The sequence below is a fragment of the Anaerotruncus rubiinfantis genome (assembly GCF_900078395.1).
GTDB lineage: Bacteria > Bacillota > Clostridia > Oscillospirales > Ruminococcaceae > Anaerotruncus > Anaerotruncus rubiinfantis.
Genome location: NZ_FKLA01000009.1, coordinates 1712688 through 1731920 on the forward strand (window position 1 = coordinate 1712688; position 19233 = coordinate 1731920).

Genomic DNA, 19233 nt, shown 5'->3' on the forward strand with positions numbered 1-19233 from the left:
TGCTCTATGGGAAGGGGTGAAATTTTTTGATTATTCTTGCTGTTGATGCTGATCATGGAGCGCTGGAACAGCTCGAAGACAGTCTAAAAAGTGTGTTTACCACGGTGGAAGTCCAAACTTTCGATAATGCTCTGAACTCCTTCCGGTATTATCTCAGCCAAAAAGAAGAAGTTGCCGCCATCTTCTTTCCGCTGGCCATTAAGCCGTTCGATGGCTTTAAGTATTCCGAGCTGGTGATGCAATCTTCCTCGTCAGTTAAAATCGTTTTCACCACCCAGACAGACAGTGAGGAAATCAGAGAGCTGATTCGGCTCAATGGCGGCAATCGACATATGGTAAAGCCTGTCACGCCAGACAAAATTCAAATGATGGCAATACAAGAGCAGGAAATCTGTCTTGATGAGTCAGTCGAAGATGCCGATGGAAAATGTCAACGCTGCATTTACCACTGGTGCAAAAACTGGAAGAAAAATAAGAGTATCTTTGGCGAGGAGATAAGGATATGATGAAAAAGTTTTTAAGTAGTACACTTACACTTTGTATGATGTTGAGCATGCTGCCTGCGGCGGCATTTGCGCAGGAGACGCAAATGGACAGCGGCGTACCTGCCAAGGCCTGTATATGTGAAAATAAGTGTATCGAAGAAAATGTGAAAAGCGAGTGTTTGGTTTGTTCAGAAAGTTATGCTGCGTGCACAATGCAGGCGCCCCCTGAAGCAGAGGATGGCGGACAACAGGCCGCATCAGACACGCAGACATCGGAAACGCAGGAATCTGTTTGTAGCTGTGAAAGAAAATGCAGCGATGAAAGCGTGAACAGCGCATGCGCGGTTTGCGCAGAAGGCTATGCTGCCTGCACAGCGCAGTCATCCTCTGAAGCAGAGGGTGGCGGACAGCAGGCCGCATCTGACCCACAGACACCGGAAACGCAGGAACCTGTTTGTAGCTGTGAAAGAAAATGCAGCGCTGAAAACATAAACAGTGACTGCGAAATCTGCAAGGACAGTTTTGATCAGTGTGAATTTATAGGAGAAATCCCCGCGGAAGAAACTTCCTATGAAAAAGCTGTGCGGCTGTTCCAAGCACTGCCAAGCGCGGACAGCATTGCTGTGGACATGACCGATGAGGAAAAAGATAAAATTCTGTCATTGGGGCAAGCGGCAATGGACGCCTATGAGAATCTCACTTCGGCCGAGCAGGAACTATTTGACACAGAGCATGGGAATTTGCTTTTGGCGGCGATGGCTCTGAATGATGTATTGACAGACCGTACAGCGGAGACTTTGGAGGCTGGCAGCGTAACGCTCTATGTTAACAGTGCTGCCCAAGACGATAGCGCCGCGCGTACCGAGGGAGCGGAGTATAAAACGCTTGGCGGCGCGATTGACAAGGCGGTGTCTGGAGACGCCATCGTTTTCCGTTCAGATAGCGCTGCAAGCAGCGTTTTTATAGAGACCAATCTAACCATCGATTTTAACGGTTATGTCCTCACCTTGAGCAGTAGCTCATACGGAATCGACGTCTCCGGCACAGCCAACCTCACCTTGAAGGACAGCTCCGGCGATAACAGCGGTGGCGCTACTCACACCAGGACATCAACGGAATGTATCCTGGTGGAAGACTCGGCAAATGTCACCATCGAGGGCGGCTCTTATACATCGCAGTACGGTTATTGTGTGGAGGCAGTCGGCACCGGACAGGTGGTAATAAACGGCGGCTCTTTTGCGGCAGTGACTTCCTGCGTATATAATGATAGCCGCAGCGCAAGAATTTTTCTGAATAACGGCACGTTTTCCGGGAACATCAATGGCGCCAGCGGCGGTGTCTTGCTGACGCCGGAGGTATTTGACCAGGTCTACACCCGAAATAGATTGTATAACAATATTTATATCCATTTTCCAAGCGGACAGCATAAACTGCAAAAAGACCTTGACCTTCGCGACTGGCAGCTGCGTATTCTGGAGGGTGAGGATACCACCATCGACCTGAATGGTTTTAACATTACGGGAAAGGGTATGATGGAAGCTCCCACAGAGGGCGGCACTGTTTCAACGGGCGGCGTTCAGAATCTCGCCTGCTTGATTCAGATACATGAATCCGGAAAGCTGACCCTTGAAAACACCGGCGCTTGCAATGCTTCCCGCGGAAGAATTTATAACACAAACGATAAACTGCGGTATACCATAAAAAACTACGGCGAGCTGGTTTTAAACGGTAATCTGAGAATCGAGGCCGAGCTTAATGCGCTTGTTACCACCCCATACGTATTTTCTGGAGCCATATATATGGAATCCGACTTTGGCGCCGCTGACCCGCAGGTAACGCTGACCGTCAATGAGGGCGTTGAGATAACCGCTAAAAAGGCGGGGACTGCAAATTCCGAATATCCGTGCGCTATACTTTCCTACTCGTCACAGAGAGTGGATACCGGCGATCAGGATAAAATCGACATCACTATCAACGGCGGCAGCTTTTGCGGCGATTATTGCGCCATGCAGCTGTGCGGAAAGCTGACCATCAACGGCGGAACCTTCGCAAATTCTCAGGACAGCGCCGCCGAGGTCTTTTACATCGGCTCTCCTGACGCCAATCTCACCGGGATATCCAATGCGAGCTTTGTTGGAAAAAATAAAGGAATGTACATCGGCAAGACGGCGTTCCATGGCAATATCGTCACGCTGCATAATACAACGATCAGCAACATCGGAGGCGCCCCGGTCGCCCATGCCGTGGCACAGCAGGGGGAAGGCAAAAATGTGGTCGTGACGGGGAAAGACACCTTTTGGGTGGCCGATGAGCTGACATTTACCAACAATTATTGCAAGGGAACGATTCAAATTCAATCCGGCATTTTCAGTGTTGACCCGGCGGACTATGTGCCGGATTCCAATAGCGACAGCATCAAGGATTACGCTGTTTTGGATTACAGTAACGACACCGTTTCCCAATATTTTCTGGTTGCCCCCTGGACAAGGGTGGGCGCGGACAATGTTGTCAGCCTTTACTATGCGGCAGGCGCGACCGCCGCCTCCGACCATGTAAGTATCCTGGCCCTGGACGACATCGAGAGCATTATCTCCGATTCCACACGGGTGCAGTCAAGGCACTTTACCCTGTCCGCTTACGAAGATGGCTTTACGGAGATTCCAGGCCTTAGTGTGACCGGGTTCCAAAACGGAAACCGGCTTACCGTGCAAAAAACCAAGGATTGCGCCGCATCGGAGGCCTATGTATGGTACGGCGGCAGGAGTATAGGGAAAATTATCATAGAGGACAAAAATAAACCGGCCTTTGACGTCGGCGGCGAAATCACTGGTGCGGGAGAGAAACCCACAGCCTATCTGATTCGGGACGGCGTGAAATACTATGCCGTCGTGACCGGCGATGCGGATCCTTATGAATATATCGTGAAGAACGTTCCGGCTGGAATCTATAATCTGGTGGTTTCCTCCAAGTCTGGAGAGCATACCATCACGACCACCGTAATGGTGGATATTGTCGACCATTCCATTGCACAGAACGTGCGTCTGCCGGGCGGCATATACAACAGCGTCGTGACCACCAAGGGTGAAAAAACACCAAACGTGGAGGCCGGCGGCCTGGATGACATTGCCAAGGCCATTGGCGCACCCAGCGCAAATACCCATGTTCTGATAGAATTGAAGGTGGAGGAAAACGAAAGCTCCACCCACGCCAGGGAAGTAAAAACCGCCATCTCTGACGACGGCATGGTCAAGGGCATTGTCATGGACACGGATATTTTTAAAACTATAAACAACGGGCAAGAGGAAAAAATCACGGTAATAGACGAAAGCAAGCACGGCGTTTCGCTTATCACAGTGGTGTTCCATTTGCCGGAGGATTTGCGGGGGAAAGACAGCTACGCCATATTCCGTTATCACGGGACGCAGGTAGATAAGATTATGGAGGTTCCCAACGAAAACGGCGAGTATATGACGGTCAACCCTGAAAAGGACACCATTACGGCGTATTTGAGTAAATTCTCTACCTACTCTATTGCGTACACCCAAAAATATACGGTCATATTTAACGCCAACGGCGGCAGCGTGACCGTTTCCAGCGCCGAGACCAATGCCGCGCATAAGCTGGATATTCTGCCCACTCCAACCAGAAGTGGCAGCTACCGTTTTGATGGCTGGTACACCGAAGCAAAAGGCGGCACAGAAGTCACCGCCAATACAGTATTTGTAAGCGACAGTACAATCTATGCTCATTGGACTTACACCGGCGGCAGCGGTGGTGGCGGCGGCAGCGACAGCGGTGGCGGCAGCTATCATTACTACACCATCACAGCAACGGCAGGCACAGGCGGTAGCATCAGCGCCGGAAAATATGTTTCTGTACGTGAGGGAGACAGTGCAGGCTTCATCATTACGCCAGACAAAGGCTATGTCATTGCCGATATTAAGGTGGATGGCAAAAGTGTGGGTGCGATTTCAAAGTACACCTTTACCAATGTGAGAGCGAACCACACCATTGAGGCGACCTTTAAGGCTTCCGTCAGTCATAGCAATCCGCAGACCGGCGTGGAGCTGAACGTCACCGATCATTTTGCGGCCACAACACAGGGGCATTTGACACAGATAACAACACGACCCGTGACGAGGACATCGTGATTCTCTCCTGCTTGCTGACCGAGCAGATGAATATGAATACGACATATGCTTTCTCTTTGCTCGAGCCGAGGTGGTGACTGTTGCCCACGATTATACTTCCGATGCAGCCGGCGAAATTTGGACAGCTCTGCAATAAACTGTGTGATAGAAAAATCCGCATAAGGTGAAATCGTTCAAACTGGCGGCGGTGAGCAAATTGCTTGCCGCCGCCTTTTATCAACCTCATTCGGTGACTGCCAGTGTCACAGAAAGAAAAATAATGAAACAGCTTTATAAAATAATAACCGTTCTGCTTTGTATTCTGCTTTTTGCATCCTGTCATGGCAATACGGCGGATGTGAGCCAAGGTAAAACAGACGATCCCCAAATCAGTGTCGGTGAAAACAGCAGCCAAACCGAATCGTCTGCAAAGGAGCGGACTGTCAATGGTGAAGCAGAAAAAGAGCCTGTCTTGCACAAAAGATTTACACAGCTTGCATCTGCCAAAGAAGACAACTCCGACACAGTAGCTTGGCTGCGTATTCCCAGTACAGATATTGACAATCCTGTCATGCAGACTGCCAACAATGAGGACTATCTAAAGAAAAATGAAAATGGCAGGTACGATATATGGGGCTGCTACTTTGCCGATTATTACAGTGTTTTGATAGACCGTAGCAGCCTAAAACAAAATACTGTGATTTACGGACACTCCGAAAGCACCGAAAAAACCGATGGTAAGCGATTTACTCAGCTCTTTAAATATTTGGACATTGATTTCTTAAGGAAAAACCCCAATATTTATTTGACGATTGGTGAAGAAACCTTAATGTTTGAGGTGTTTGCCGTATTCTTCACAGATACGAATTTTTACTATATCGACCCAAATCCCTCGGACCAAGGCTTTGAAAATTTTAAAAAAACAATAGCGGAAAAGAACGAGTTTTTCTTTTACAGTAATTTGAGCGAGCAAGACAAGCTGCTTACCCTCTCCGCCTGTGCCTATCGGTACGACACAGAGAAAACAGGCGATCACAGGCTTGTGGTAATGGCAAAGCTGATGCCGGAGGGCGCAGTTCCGCAAGCCGTGGCCGTTACTGCGAACCCGAATCCGCAAAGACCGTAAAAATTAGTAGCTGCCATTCATTGCAGGCAGCGTGTCATTGGATAAATTCAACACTTGGGTGGCGCACTGCCTCTACGGGGATGTTTGAATTCCCCATCATATTTGATTTTTCCAAAACAGCAGGGTAAATTCCTGCAAGGTATTGAACTTTTCAGCGGTTCTTTTGGTTCCCTCAAGCATAGCCATCGCACTGCATCGCAGAACATTTGGATTCATTGCCGTGATATCGGGATACTGAACGATGTAAATGCAGAATTTGACATCACACCAATTGAGGATCTCTACGGTAATGACTTCGAAATAGTGTACGCAGAGCAACTTCCACAAGCGATTTAGGATGCAGCAAAAGGTGAACAGCTGAAACGGTCCGTCTTTTGTCCCGCATCTTAGGGTGGTTCACAAAGTATCTTTTTGAAGCTCGCTTAATGGTCCGGTAGTTTTTCGCTTTTTTTTATCTTCCTGTATCGGAATGTTCTGTCATGCGTCGGAACCGTTCCCGATCGACCGCTCTTTCCTGGGAAGCGACAATGGTGGTGCAGACCGCGTCGCCGGTTACGTTTACGGCGGTACGGGCCATATCAAGCAGCCGGTCGACTCCCATGATGAAGCCGATTCCTTCGACCGGCAGGCCGATCGAGGCAAACACCATCGAAAGGGTGATCAGCCCCACCCCGGGCACGCCTGCTGTGCCGATGGAAGCAAGCGTCGCGGCCGCAATGACCGTGAGATAGTCGGTGACGGCGAGCGGGATGCCGTAGGCCTGTGCGACAAAGACAACCGCCACCCCCTGCATAATGGCGGTTCCATCCATGTTGATCGTTGCGCCGAGCGGGATGGTAAAGGAGGATATTTTTTTGGCCACGCCCAATTTTTTGGTGAGCGTGTCGATCGAAAGCGGAATGGAAGCGTTGGAGGTGGCGGTCGAAAAGGCAAAGCCCATAACCGGGAAAAACTTGCGCAGAAAGGCGACAGGACTCAGTCCGGTGAGGCCCTTGAGCATTACCATATAGACCAGAAAGCACTGCGCGGTCAACGCGAGAAGTACCGCGAACATATATTTTAACATTGCGCCGAGCGCGGAAAAACCGATGCCGGCAAAGGTTTTGGCAATCAGGCAGAAAACCCCGGCAGGTGCAAACCGCATAACCATCAGGGTCATTTCCATCATAATGTCGTTGCACTGGCTGAAAAAATTAGATACGCCTTCAGCGCGTTCGCCAAGTTTGGCGAGAATGACGCCGACAATGAGCGCGAAGAGGATGATCTGGAGCATTTCTCCCTTGGCCAATGCTTCGATGGGATTTTTCGGGATAATACCAAGCAGCGTGTCGGTGAGGCTGACCGTTTCGACCGGCGCGATTTCGACCGGCTGGAGTTCGGCCAGGTTCAGCCCCAGACCCGGATTGATCATCCGTCCAATCCCGATGGCGAGCGAAATGGCAACCGCGGTGGTAAGAAGGTAGAGCAGAAGAATTTTCCCCCCGATCTTGCCGAGCTTTTTGGTGTCGCCCACCGCCATGCTGCCGCAGACCAGCGAACAGAATACAAGCGGGACCACGAGCATCTGCATGGCGCGCAAAAAGCCGTTCCCAACGACATTGAGCACTCCGCCGACAAGAATCTGGTCCCGCAGTTCCCCTGCGGGCATGAATTCGTGCAGCAGGACGCCTGCCAGAGCGCCAAGCAGCAGACCTATGAAGATTTGTGCTGTCAGGGGGAAATTTTTCATTTTTTGATCCATGGATAGGTTCTCCTTCATCGTCCGCGGGGCAGGCGTTCCAAGGGCATTTCCTGTAAATATTCCCGAAGAGCGCTTTGCCAGTCTGCCATCCGGTGAAGCCCCGAAATACGCAGCATAAAGTTATCGAGCGCCGTATAGGCAGGCCGGAAAATGTGTTCCGACAGTTCGTGCGCCGCTGGGACCAGAAGGAGATCCTGTCCAGAAAGGCGCAGGATCTCCTTTGCGAACGCGAGACGGGTACAGGAGCCCTCGCAAGCGGCATGATAGGTTCCGTATTCAGAGGTGTCCATCAGCCGGACAACCGCCCGGGCGAGCTCCTTTGCGCTGGTGGGGCAGCCGGTTTGATCATCTGCAACGGCGACAGGCTGACCCAATGGCACCTGCTGCAGAAGCCAGGTGACAAAGCTGTGTTCGTTTGCCCCATATACCCATCCGCTGCGGATGACGATATGCTTGGGTGCAAGCTCCCGCACAAAGTTTTCCCCCGCGAGCTTGGAGCGGCCATAGACGGTTATGGGGCAGGGGATGTCAAATTCGGTATAGGGCTGGTCCGTACCGTTTCCAAATACATCGTCAGTCGAAAGATGGATCAGCCGCGCGCCGATCTTGCGAGCGGCGATTGCGACGTTTCGCGCGCCCAGCGCATTCACCCGGAAGGCGCGTTCCGGGTCCTGCTCGCAGGCGGCGGTATCGGTCATGCCTGCGCAGTGGATAATGCGGTCTGGATGATTTCGGTCGGCAAATCCGAGCACGTCTTCCACATTGGTGACATCGACATCGTCGCAATCGGTGTCGAGCAGTTCAAATTCCCGCTGGTTGAGCATTCGGTTGAGCTCACTGCCGAGGCGTCCTTCGGCGCCTGTGATCCAGACCTTGGAGATAATTGACATATGGATGGGCTCCTCTGCGTGGATTTCATTCTTGTATGATGGGCCGGATTATGGTACAATAGCCGCAGAGCGGCTATTATACGGGGGCTTATGGCCAGGCAGATACGCCGGCGTTGCCGGCTGCCTGCCCGATGGCCCATTATCCCACCGCGCGCTTTGCGCTTGTGGTATAATAAACACAATAGCAAGCGGCGCAAGCCGCTTGCCTCCCGCGTAAAGCGCGGATACGCCGCCGCGGTGATTTATTCACCGGGATCGCAGAAGGTGCCATTTTGGCGCTCTGCGGCTATGATACCGGCCTTATCAGTATGAACCGAAAGTGGGGAAATGATCCGCATGGTTTGCAAAAACTGTCAGAACAACGTCAAAAGTGATTTCAAATACTGCCCATATTGCGGTGCGCGGATCATCAGCGACTTTCAGGATCACTATGAAAACCTGACCCCGCCGCCGGTGCTCGCGGACGAAGCGGAGGATGCACAGGATCCGGCCGCGGCATTCTATGCCGCAGCGCAGGAAGAAAGCGAACCGGAATTTAGCCCGGAGGATGATCCGGAATATTATGAAGGCTATCCGATTTATGAGTATGAGCCGCCGCACAGCGGCAACCGGCCGGAGGAGGAAAAGCTGGAACCGCCGGCCGCGCCAAAAGCGCCTGAATCAGACGGGCCCGCGCCGTATTTTGTCTACTATCCGGACGAGCCGGTTCAGCCGTTTGCGGCTCCGCAGCCCATGGAGCAGGGGCCGTCCGCGCATTTTGCACAGGATGTCCCGCGGATTGATGACGAGTCCTCCCGCAGTGCCGCGCCGCCGCGCGATGGGGCGTTTGAGCGCGCTTATGAAGACCCATACCCGCCCGTACCGCAATATGACGAACCGCCGGTTTTGTCGCGTTATGACGACAGCTTTGACACGGGAACGCAGGTATTTTCGACGATCCCGCGTATCGACGACGCGGACGACCTGATTGCTTCCGCCGCATATGTTCCGCCGTCTCCGGAAAAGCCGGAAAATTCCGGCCCAGGGATTGGGCTCAAGCTGCTGGTGGTGGTATTGGTGGTTGCGGCGGCGGTTATAACAGGTTATTTTGGCTATCAGTGGTTTCTTGCACCGTGAAACATCGAAAAATACGTCTGATCCGCGCCGGAAAGAAAGTTTACACGATGTAAATTCTGTCGAAACCTATTGCAAATTGACAATACAGAGTGTATAATATAAATGAACCACATATGACCAACTGGAGATTCGGAGGGGGGCTTCCGCAGGGAGGCAGCCGAAACGCATGACTTCATATGTGTGTAAAAGGAACAGGCGGAAACCGTGTAATCAATGCGGGTTTCCGCCTGTTGCGTTTTGCTGGTCAGGGAGGGAATTATGAAGAAGAAAAAGGTTTTGGTCGCAATGAGCGGCGGCGTGGACAGCTCGGTTGCCGCGCTGCTTTTGCAGCGGCAGGGATACGAGGTCGGCGGTGCCACTTTTGAACTTTTCGACGGCTGCAATGAGGATAACGCCGGGGACGCGAAACGGGTCTGCGAAAAGCTTGGAATCCCGCATTATCTGTTCAATTACCGGGAAATTTTTGCAAAGCGGGTGCTCGATTACTTTGTCGAAACCTATGCCGCCGGCGCGACGCCAAATCCCTGCATCGCCTGCAACCGGAACATCAAGTTCGGAAAATTCCTGGAGGACGCGGACCGGCTCGGCTACGAATATATCTCGACCGGCCATTATGCCAGCGTGCGTTTTGACGCCCAAAGCGGTCTTTATCAGCTTTGGCGCAGCGCACAGGAGCGCAAAGATCAGTCTTATGTGCTCTATCATCTGACACAGGCGCAGCTCTCACGGCTGATCCTGCCGATTGAAAGTTATACGAAAGATGAGGTGCGCGCGATCGCGGCGGCTGCGGGGCTTCCGGTGGCGTCGAAATCGGACAGCCAGGATATCTGCTTTGTGCCGGATGGGGATTATGTTTCCTTCATTGAACGGTATACGGGCAACGCGTGCGTACCAGGGGACTATTTAGATGAAACCGGGAAGGTGATCGGCCGTCACAAGGGCGTGCTGCATTATACCATCGGCCAGCGCAAAGGCCTGGGTGTGAGCTTCGGAAGGCATCGGTTCGTGAGCAGGCTCGATCCAAAATTTAATACAGTCACCCTTTCGGATGAAAGCGCGGTCTTTTCAGACACACTCCTGGCGGAAGATCTGCGGATGATCGCGCCGGATGGCGCGGGCGCGCCGTTTGCGGCGCAGGCAAAAATCCGCTATGCCCATAAACCGGCGCCCGCAGAGGTTTACCCGCTTGAAGATGGCCGGGTTCAGGTGCGGTTTGAAGCGCCGCAGCGCGCGGCCACAAAAGGGCAGGCCATCGTCTTTTATGACGGGAACCGGGTGCTGGGAGGTGCGACCATCGTATGAGCTATCTGATTCCGATTGTGATGATTGTGGCGTCAAACGTCTTTTATAACCTGTTCACCAAGGGAATGCCGGAAGCCGCAAACCCATTCGCGGCATTGGTTGTGACCTATTTGAGCGCCGCGGCACTTTCGTTTTTGCTGCTGCTGATGGATGTGCGGGGCAAAAGCGATGTGCTCACATCCTTCGGCGCGGTCAACTGGGTGAGCATCGGATTGGGGGTTGCGATCTTCTGGCTGGAGCTTGGGTACATTTTGGCGTTTCGCGCCGGATGGAACATCAGCACCTGCTCGCTGGTCGCGAACATCGCGCTGGCAGTGATCCTGTTGTTTATCGGGATGCTGTTCTTTCAGGAGAAACTCACCGGAAATCAGTTTATTGGAATTGCGCTGTGCCTTGTGGGGCTCTTTTTTATCAACCGCCACTGAAAAACGTGTGGTGTGGCTGGGCCGCGTATTGGCGTGGATACGAAAAAATGGACCGCTGCATGCGCAGCGGTCCATTTATTTAATTATGAGGTTCAACCGGCATTCAAATGCTTCCACGAGGTCAAATGTTTTCGGGTCGACCGCGTTGATATACGCGGTGGCGGGATAGCCGCCGCTCTCCAGCGGCTTTTGCAGATCGATCTTTTCTATGTACTGGTTGGGTGCCAAAAACTGCGACTGGTAGAGAACATCACCGTTTTCGTCCGCGATTTCGAGCACCATGAGGTAATTGTTGAAGGCGGGATTCTGTACCAGGATGTTGCCTCCGGTGCCATCTGAAGCAAACGACGGGTTTAAATTGATCCGGTAGCCGAACTGGTCTGGGCCGGGGGATTTCTCATTGCGCGGCGTGCCGGGCATCCGGCCGGTCTGAGCCGCCGGGTCAAGTCCTTCCACACGGAAGGCGGGTTTAACCGTGTCGTCTCCACCGAGATTTCCCATGGCAAGATAGGCGGCGACCGCGACCAGCACGACGCAGAGGAAGGAAAGGAGGATCACAACAACCGGATTGGTTCGGGATTTTTGGCGAAGGCTCATGAAAGGCACTCCTTTCGGGTCAGGTAATTTTGCGCAGGATTTTGGGACGGAACCACGCGCGATAGATGTGCAGAACCTGCGTCAGGAGAAAATCGTACATCACAAAGGTAAAGTTGACCATCCCCATTGCGATATAAGCGGTAAATTTGCCAAAATCGCCCCATCCTTCGAGCAGATCGGGCAAGCCGAGGATGTAAAGGGAGACATAATAGAACGCGACGACCATGCCGTTGACCAGTATGAGCTTGACAAGCCAGGCAAAGACCGCCGGCAAACGCTCAATGATCGGCTTGAGGATGGGGTAGTAGCCGAGCAGCATGATAAAAAGGGTCTTAGCTTCCGGATCAGGCACAATGAACATCGACATCACCGAAACCGCCACATAAACCATCAGTGCCGTTTTTTTGCCGTTTTCCTCAGCCACCGCGATAAGGACGATGCCCGCGAAAGCGGGGAAGGCATACGAAGAAAACGGGATCAGCCCGGTCATAAACATCATTAACAGGCACAATGCGGCGGATAAACCGCCGATGGCGACCTGTGTGCTTTTTTTCATAATATCATCCTATTTGTTCATTCGGCTCAGAAGCAGCCGGTGCCGCAGTCCATACAGCAGTTGGCGCAGTACATTGCGGCGCAGATGTCGCAGCAGCTGCAGCCCCCGACCTGGTTGGCCTGGTAGGGCCCGCCGCCATACTGCGGCCGGCCGGTCTGGCGCTGCCAGACGAGCTGGTTGTAGGCCGCGGCATATTCCTGGTTCTGGGGGTTCATGGTGCAGGCTTTCTGGAAGGACTGAAGCGCGTCATCGAGCCATCCGCGCGAATAGTAGATGCTCCCTTTGAGAAAATACCATTCAGCGTCGCGGCTGCCGGCGGACACGCCGTCGAGAAGCTCCTGCGCTTCGGCAAGCCGCCCGGCATTGATCATCCGGCGGATGTCCGAGAACTGCGAAGTGCCGCTGTAGTAAGATCCGCCCGAACCATAACCGCCCTGCGGCTGGCCGCCGCCCCGGCGCTGGTTCACAATGGTGTCGTAAGCCTGGTTGATTTCCTGCATCTTCTCCTCAGCCAGGTCGGAAAGGGGATTGCCCGCGTAATTATCCGGGTGGTATTTCTTCGCAAGCTCCCGGTATGCGGCTTTCACCTGTTCATCGGTGGCGTTCGGGGATACGCCCAAAACCTTATATGGATCTGTCATCAGTGTTCAGTCTCCTTTTTTGGCAGAAGAATTCTTAGGACGGTATCATGAAGGCCGAGCTGGATCACGTTGTCCAGGATCGGTTTATAGCGATGAAGTTCCAAAAGCTCATAGGCTTTGATCAGTTCCCCGATGGTGAGGAAAAGCGAACCTTTTGCGTTTTCCCGCACCCGGGCGAGATCTTCCGGGTCAGCCCGGGTGATCTTGTCGCGCAGCAGGAAGGCGTTGTAGCTGTGATTTTTGAGATCCTCCTCGAGGTCATCGAGCGCGTCGCAGAGATAGACATACCGCCCGAGCAGGTAGCCGAACCGTTCCAGCACCCTGCGCTGGTTTTCGTCGCGGGCAAGCAGCCCGCAGATGCCGGAAAGCGCGAGGGCGGTCGGTTCGCTGGCCTGGTCCACGCTTTCACAGTTTTCCGCTTCGATGGCGCTCTGGCGGCTGATCGTTTCGTAAATCACCTGGGCCGCCTGCGGATATTGGTCAGCAGCCTTTTTATAGGCATGGCGCGCGAATGGCAAAAACAGAAACGACAGAACCTTCGAGCCGAAACCGGCGTCATTGAGATTATCGAGCGCCTTGTAGTAAAACATGATCATCGCAACGCCGGAAGAAAAGGAAAGCTCGCGGCAGTCGCCGCAGCACGGCATCTTTTTGAGGGGATTTAAAAGACAGCGTTTGCGGGCAAAGTCCTGCTCCTCTTGCGAAAGAGACATGTCCAACAGCGCGAGAAAGGTGAAGTCATAGCTCAGGGTAAGGCGCGAAAAGGGGCCGTATTGCTTCCCGAGCTGTTTGCAAAGCCCGCAATAGACCGCCTTATAGAGTTCATATTCACAGACCCGCAGCTGCGGCTTGCACGGCTTTATATAACCAAACATAGTTTGCTCCATTATTGCGCGTTCACGCCGGGAAATCAACAATATTTAACTTTATTAGTTTACACGAAAAGGGTGTCAATTTGTTTAATAATTTATGAATTCGTATGATTAATCGGAAAAATAGCCCTTCAAAAGCGCAAAATGTCCCCACAAGGGTTGATTTTAGCAGGTTTTCGCGGTATGATGAGAAGAACGGATTTAGCGAATAAATGCGTTGAAGCGCGGCAGTGCCTGTGCGCGGTAAAATGGACCCTTAACAAATGAAACGGAGTGAACGAATCCATGATTTTCAACAAAGAAGCGGAAACAATGTCTCGCAGCGGCATCGAAGCGCTCCAGCTCGAGCGCCTGAAGCGTCTTGTCCGATACTGCTATGACAATGTGAAGCTTTATCACGACCGGTTCGACGCGATCGGGCTGGATCCCGATAAATTCCGAACTCTCTCCGATATCCAGTATATCCCGCCGACAACCAAGGCCGACCTGCGTGACACTTATCCGTTCGGAATGTTTGCCGTTCCCAAAAAGGAGGTTGTACGCATCCATGCCTCCTCCGGCACCACCGGCAACCCGACCGTCGTCGGCTACACAAGGAATGACCTCGAAATGTGGAGCGAAATCATGGCGCGCATTATCGCCGCGGCCAACGTAACCGATGAGGATATTGCCCAGATCTGTTTCGGCTACGGCCTGTTTACCGGCGCGCTTGGCCTGCATTACGGACTCGAGAAGATTGGAGCAGCGGTTGTGCCGTCTTCCTCCGGCAACTCGGAAAAGCAGATCAAGCTGATGAAGGATTTTGGCACCACTACCCTGATCGCTACCCCCAGTTATGCGCTTTATCTTGGGGAGCTTGCGCATGAGATGGGCTATCAGCTTTCGGACTTCAAACTGCGTATCGGGCTTTTCGGCTCGGAGGGCTGCACCCCTGAAATGCGCGCCAAGATCGAAAAGAAGCTCGGGCTTTTCGCCACCGACAACTACGGTATGAGCGAGCTGGTCGGGCCGGGGGTCTCGGGCGAATGTGAATATCGCGACGGTTTACATATCAATGAGGATCATTTCCTGACCGAAGTGGTCGATCCCGAAACGCTTGAAGCAAAGGCGGAAGGGGAGGTCGGCGAGCTGGTCATCACGACCCTCACCAAGGAAGCGCTGCCGCTCCTGCGCTACCGTACCCGTGACCTTTCACGCGTCGTTTATACGCCCTGCAAATGCGGGCGGACCACCGCGCGCATGGATAAGGTCATGGGCCGCAGTGACGACATGCTCAAAATCAAGGGCGTCAATGTGTTCCCGTCCCAGATTGAAAGCGTGCTGATGCCGATTGCGCAGATCAGCCCGCATTACATGCTCTATGTCCGGCACGAAGGCTATACCGACACACTCGAAGTCAAGGTCGAGCTGATCGACGGCAGCCTGCTCGAACGGTATTCCGATCTGGAGAAGCTCACCCAGGATATCCGCCACAAGCTGCGCACGGTGCTCGGCATCGATGCGAAGGTCACGCTCGTTGAACCCAAGACGATTGAACGCTTCGCAGGCAAGGCAAAACGCGTGGTGGACCTCAGATAGTTTTTTGCAGAATTGAAGATAGAAAGGTAGAAAGAGTTTGAAACAGTTGATGTTGGGCAACCAGGCGGTTGCCAGAGGGCTTTACGAAGCCGGATGCAGGGTCGTTTCGAGTTATCCGGGCACCCCGTCCACCGAAATCAGCGAATTTGTCAGTACCTATGAAGAGGTTTACGCCGAATGGGCTCCGAACGAGAAGGTAGCCTGCGAGGTCGCGCTCGGTGCGTCGTTCGGCGGCGCGCGTTCCTTCTGCGCCATGAAGCATGTGGGACTTAACGTCGCGGCCGACCCGCTGTTCACCGCGTCGTATACCGGCGTGAACGGCGGCTTTATCATCGGCGTGGCTGATGACCAGGGGATGCACTCCTCACAAAACGAGCAGGATTCCCGCCACTATGCGGTGTCCGCCAAACTGCCGCTGGTCGAACCCGCCGATTCGCAGGAGTGTGTCGATTATGTGAAGGCAGCGTATGAAATTTCCGAAACGTACGACACGCCGGTCATCTTCCGCACCTGCACCCGTGTCGCGCATTCCCAAAGCATTGTGGAGCTTTCCGAGCGTGTGGAGCGGCCGCTCAAAACCTATGAAAAGAACCCGAAAAAATATGTCATGATGCCCGGCAACGCGATTGGACGGCATGTATTTGTGGAAGAACGGATGCGCAGGCTCGCGGAATTCGCCGAAACCACGCCGCTCAATCGGGTGGAAATGAACGATCCGAAAATCGGCATCGTCACCGCCGGCATCTGCTACCAGTATGTGAAAGAGGCCTTTCCGGATGCGAGCATTCTGAAGCTCGGACTGATTAATCCCTTGCCGGTAAAGTTGATCGCGGATTTTGCCGCGAAAGTTGAGAGACTCTATGTTGTGGAAGAACTCGACCCGGTCATCGAAACCCACCTGCGCGTACATAACATCCCGGTAGCGGGCGGCAAGGAACTCACCGGACTGCTCGGCGAACTTTCCCAGCGCAAGGTTGCGGCGGCGTTCGGCAAGGCGGTTCCCGCGCCGGAAGGTTTTGGCGAGCCGGTGCCGGTGCGCCCTCCGGTGCTCTGCCCGGGCTGCCCGCACAGAGGGCTCTTCTATACGCTTGGCAAGCTGAAGGTGATGGTCAGCGGTGACATCGGCTGCTACACGCTTGGCGCAATGCCGCCGCTCGGCGCGATGGACACCACCATATGCATGGGCGCTTCGATCTCCGGTCTGCACGGCTTCAATACCGCGCGCGGCGGTGATTCCGCGAAAAAATCGGTCGCGGTCATCGGTGACAGCACCTTTATGCATTCCGGAATCACCGGGCTCATCGATATCACCTATAACCGCGGCAATTCGACCGTGATCGTGCTCGACAATTCGATCACCGGCATGACCGGACATCAGCAGAACCCGACCACCGGGCTCACACTCAAAAACCAGCCGACCCCGCAGGTTTCGATTGAGAAGATCTGCGAGGCGGCGGGTGTTAAGCGCATCCGTGTTGTCGATCCAAACGAGCTTCAGGAGCTCGAAGCGGTCATCAAAGAGGAACTTGCGGCCGACGAGCCCTCGGTCATCATCGCCCGGAGGCCATGCGCACTCTTAAAATACGTTAAGCATAACCCGCCGCTTGCGATCGACCAGGACAAATGCAAAAACTGCAAAATGTGCATGAAGATCGGATGCCCGGCTATCAGCGCCACCAGCGGCAAGGTCGTCATTGACGATACACTTTGCGTCGGCTGCGACCTTTGTAAAAAGATGTGCGGCTTCGGCGCGATTAAATCTACCGCGGAGGTGGCGAAATAATGTCGAATGTAAAAAGTATTATGATTGTCGGCGTCGGTGGGCAGGGTTCACTGCTCGCCAGTAAGCTCATGGGCAATGTGCTCATGGCGCAGGGCTTTGATGTGAAGGTTTCCGAGGTGCACGGTATGGCTCAGCGCGGCGGTTCGGTTGTCACCTATGTCAAATATGGAGACAAGGTCTATTCGCCGGTCATTGCGGAAGGCGAAGCGGACGTCATTGTTTCGTTCGAGAAGCTTGAAGCCGCCCGCTGGCTGCCCTTCCTCAAGGAAGGCGGCAAACTGATCGTCAACGACCAGGAAATTGACCCGATGCCGGTCATAACCGGTGTGATGCCTTATCCCACAGAAATCTTTGAGAAGCTCACGGCAAAAGGGGTGCAGCTCGTGGCGCTCGACGCTTTGAAGCTCGCGCATGAAGCGGGCAGCGCCAAAGCGGTCAATGTCGTGCTGATCGGCGTGCTCTCGTCAATGCTGGACTTCTCGGATGAAGTCTGGCAGCGGACGATCGAAAAGACCGTCCCGGCAAAGTTCCTTGAACTCAATAAAAAGGCGTTTGCGCTTGGCCGCAGTTACAAAGGTTAAATTTTTACGGCAGCAGGCCGTTTTAGAAGACTAGAAACGAAAGGACGAAACATAAGTGGCAAACTATTACCAGCCCGAGATCGAATGCGCTTCCCGGGAACAGATCAAAGCCTGGCAGGATGAAAGACTGGTGGAAACGGTCAAACACGTTTACAATAATGTGCCGTACTACCGCAAGAAGATGCAGGAAAAAGGCTTAACGCCGGACGACGTGAAATCCACGGCGGACCTGCATAAGCTGCCGTTCCTCACAAAAGCCGATTTGCGCGATGCGTATCCATATGGGCTGCTGGCGGTTCCGCTCGAAGAGGCGGTGCGCATCCAATCCACCAGCGGCACCACCGGAAAACGCGTGGTCGCATTCTATACGCAGGACGACATCGAACTTTGGGAGGACTGCTGCGCGCGCGCGATCGTTGCGGCCGGCGGCACCAACAAGGACGTCTGTCAGGTCTGCTATGGATATGGACTTTTCACAGGCGGGCCGGGCCTCAACGGCGGTTCCCACAAAGTTGGCTGCCTTACCTTGCCGATGTCCTCGGGCAATACCGACCGGCAGATCCAGTTCATCCAGGACCTGCATTCCACCATTCTCTGCTGCACGCCGTCCTATGCGGCTTACATCGCGGAAACCTTCCAGGACAAGGGCATCCCGCCGGAGGAGATCAGCCTCAAGGCCGGCATCTTCGGCGCGGAAGCCTGGACCGAGGAGATGCGTCGCGATATCGAGCAGAAGCTCGGCATCAAGGCTTACGACATCTATGGACTCACCGAGCTTTCCGGGCCGGGCGTTTCATTTGAATGCTCCGAGCAGACCGGCATGCACATCAACGAGGATCACTTCATCGCGGAAATCATCGACCCGGTCACCGGGGAGGTGCTCCCGGACGGCGAGAAGGGCGAATTGGTTTTCACCAGCATCACCAAAAAGGCCTTCCCAATGATCCGTTACCGTACCCGCGACATCTGCGTGCTGAATCACAAAGAGTGCTCCTGCGGGCGCACCCATGTCAAGATGTCCAAACCCATGGGCCGCAGCGACGACATGCTGATTATTCGCGGTGTCAATGTGTTCCCGTCCCAGATCGAGACGGTGCTCTTAAACCACGGCTATCCCGCGAACTATCAGATCCTGGTTGACCGTGTGCGCAACAGCGATACGCTCGACGTCAATGTCGAGATGACCCAGGAAATGTTCAACGATACGGTGAAAGGGATCGCTTCGCGCGAGCGCGAGCTGGTGGAAAGCCTCAAATCGATGCTGGGCATCCATGCCAACGTCCATCTGGTTTCTCCGAAAACGATCGAGCGCAGCGAAGGAAAAGCAAAACGCGTTATCGACAAACGGCATCTCGTGTGATATAATTACAATAAAGAAGGGGAATTTCCCCTTTCTTTTGGTCAGTATCA

17 protein-coding genes are annotated in these 19233 nt (G+C 53.5%); 11 read left to right on the top strand and 6 right to left on the bottom strand.

Annotated elements, in window-relative coordinates; all coding sequences use genetic code 11:
- Nucleotides 1-26 precede the first annotated feature (26 nt).
- From BN4275_RS13675 to BN4275_RS17370, 4 genes are all read left to right on the top strand, one after another.
- The gene (locus BN4275_RS13675) at nucleotides 27-506 is read left to right on the top strand and encodes a response regulator (RefSeq protein ID WP_066459255.1); all 480 of its coding nucleotides are present in this window, start codon (nucleotides 27-29) and stop codon (nucleotides 504-506) included.
- A complete protein-coding gene (locus BN4275_RS17740; RefSeq protein WP_066459257.1) occupies nucleotides 503-4636 on the top strand; it encodes an InlB B-repeat-containing protein in 4134 nt (1377 codons plus the stop codon). Before BN4275_RS13675 ends, BN4275_RS17740 begins: the two co-directional genes overlap by 4 nt.
- 163 nt (nucleotides 4637-4799) lie before the next feature.
- On the top strand, nucleotides 4800-5741 hold the full coding sequence (locus BN4275_RS13685) for a class B sortase (protein WP_154018888.1): 942 nt from the start codon (nucleotides 4800-4802) through the stop codon (nucleotides 5739-5741).
- A gap of 54 nt (nucleotides 5742-5795) precedes the next feature.
- Nucleotides 5796-6077 (top strand): hypothetical protein, encoded by a 282-nt coding sequence (locus BN4275_RS17370; RefSeq protein WP_154018889.1) that lies wholly within the window; start codon nucleotides 5796-5798, stop codon nucleotides 6075-6077.
- Nucleotides 6078-6192: 115 nt separating this feature from the next.
- Here the strand turns inward: BN4275_RS17370 and BN4275_RS13695 are convergent, their stop codons facing one another.
- Nucleotides 6193-7482, bottom strand: a complete 1290-nt coding sequence (locus BN4275_RS13695; RefSeq protein ID WP_066459262.1) for a dicarboxylate/amino acid:cation symporter — start codon at nucleotides 7480-7482, stop codon at nucleotides 6193-6195.
- A gap of 14 nt (nucleotides 7483-7496) precedes the next feature.
- Entirely contained in the window at nucleotides 7497-8372 is an 876-nt protein-coding gene (gene rfbD, locus BN4275_RS13700; protein WP_341423448.1) for a dTDP-4-dehydrorhamnose reductase, read from the bottom strand.
- Nucleotides 8373-8699: 327 nt separating this feature from the next.
- Between rfbD and BN4275_RS13705 the strand changes: the two genes are divergently transcribed.
- From BN4275_RS13705 to BN4275_RS13715, 3 genes are all read left to right on the top strand, one after another.
- Complete coding sequence (locus BN4275_RS13705) at nucleotides 8700-9488, top strand: hypothetical protein (protein WP_147349417.1); 789 nt, start codon at nucleotides 8700-8702, stop codon at nucleotides 9486-9488.
- A 258-nt stretch (nucleotides 9489-9746) separates the two neighbouring features.
- Nucleotides 9747-10790: a tRNA 2-thiouridine(34) synthase MnmA gene (gene mnmA, locus BN4275_RS13710; protein WP_066459265.1), complete on the top strand. Its 1044-nt coding sequence runs from the start codon at nucleotides 9747-9749 to the stop codon at nucleotides 10788-10790.
- Nucleotides 10787-11215 carry an EamA family transporter gene (locus BN4275_RS13715; RefSeq protein ID WP_066459267.1) on the top strand — a complete coding sequence of 143 codons (429 nt, stop codon included), beginning with the start codon at nucleotides 10787-10789 and terminating at the stop codon, nucleotides 11213-11215. Before mnmA ends, BN4275_RS13715 begins: the two co-directional genes overlap by 4 nt.
- 75 nt (nucleotides 11216-11290) lie before the next feature.
- Here BN4275_RS13715 and BN4275_RS13720 read toward each other — a convergent pair whose 3' ends face one another.
- The 4 genes from BN4275_RS13720 to BN4275_RS13735 are packed head-to-tail and all read right to left on the bottom strand — an operon-like array spanning nucleotide 11291 to nucleotide 13884.
- Complete coding sequence (locus BN4275_RS13720; RefSeq protein ID WP_066459269.1) at nucleotides 11291-11812, bottom strand: hypothetical protein; 522 nt, start codon at nucleotides 11810-11812, stop codon at nucleotides 11291-11293.
- A gap of 19 nt (nucleotides 11813-11831) precedes the next feature.
- Nucleotides 11832-12368 carry a hypothetical protein gene (locus tag BN4275_RS13725; RefSeq protein WP_066459271.1) on the bottom strand — a complete coding sequence of 179 codons (537 nt, stop codon included), beginning with the start codon at nucleotides 12366-12368 and terminating at the stop codon, nucleotides 11832-11834.
- Nucleotides 12369-12394: 26 nt separating this feature from the next.
- Nucleotides 12395-13009: a J domain-containing protein gene (locus tag BN4275_RS13730; RefSeq protein WP_066459273.1), complete on the bottom strand. Its 615-nt coding sequence runs from the start codon at nucleotides 13007-13009 to the stop codon at nucleotides 12395-12397.
- The gene (locus BN4275_RS13735) at nucleotides 13009-13884 is read right to left on the bottom strand and encodes a DUF5685 family protein (RefSeq protein WP_066459275.1); all 876 of its coding nucleotides are present in this window, start codon (nucleotides 13882-13884) and stop codon (nucleotides 13009-13011) included. Before BN4275_RS13735 ends, BN4275_RS13730 begins: the two co-directional genes overlap by 1 nt.
- A gap of 282 nt (nucleotides 13885-14166) precedes the next feature.
- Between BN4275_RS13735 and BN4275_RS13740 the strand changes: the two genes are divergently transcribed.
- The 4 genes from BN4275_RS13740 to BN4275_RS13755 are packed head-to-tail and all read left to right on the top strand — an operon-like array spanning nucleotide 14167 to nucleotide 19183.
- Nucleotides 14167-15459 carry a phenylacetate--CoA ligase family protein gene (locus tag BN4275_RS13740; RefSeq protein WP_066459277.1) on the top strand — a complete coding sequence of 431 codons (1293 nt, stop codon included), beginning with the start codon at nucleotides 14167-14169 and terminating at the stop codon, nucleotides 15457-15459.
- Nucleotides 15460-15496: 37 nt separating this feature from the next.
- Nucleotides 15497-17242 carry an indolepyruvate ferredoxin oxidoreductase subunit alpha gene (gene iorA, locus BN4275_RS13745; RefSeq protein WP_202614995.1) on the top strand — a complete coding sequence of 582 codons (1746 nt, stop codon included), beginning with the start codon at nucleotides 15497-15499 and terminating at the stop codon, nucleotides 17240-17242.
- On the top strand, nucleotides 17242-17823 hold the full coding sequence (locus BN4275_RS13750; RefSeq protein WP_066459279.1) for an indolepyruvate oxidoreductase subunit beta: 582 nt from the start codon (nucleotides 17242-17244) through the stop codon (nucleotides 17821-17823). The genes iorA and BN4275_RS13750 overlap by 1 nt, the downstream gene beginning before the upstream one ends.
- Before the next feature lie 55 nt (nucleotides 17824-17878).
- Complete coding sequence (locus tag BN4275_RS13755) at nucleotides 17879-19183, top strand: phenylacetate--CoA ligase family protein (RefSeq protein WP_066459280.1); 1305 nt, start codon at nucleotides 17879-17881, stop codon at nucleotides 19181-19183.
- Nucleotides 19184-19233: the final 50 nt, after the last annotated feature.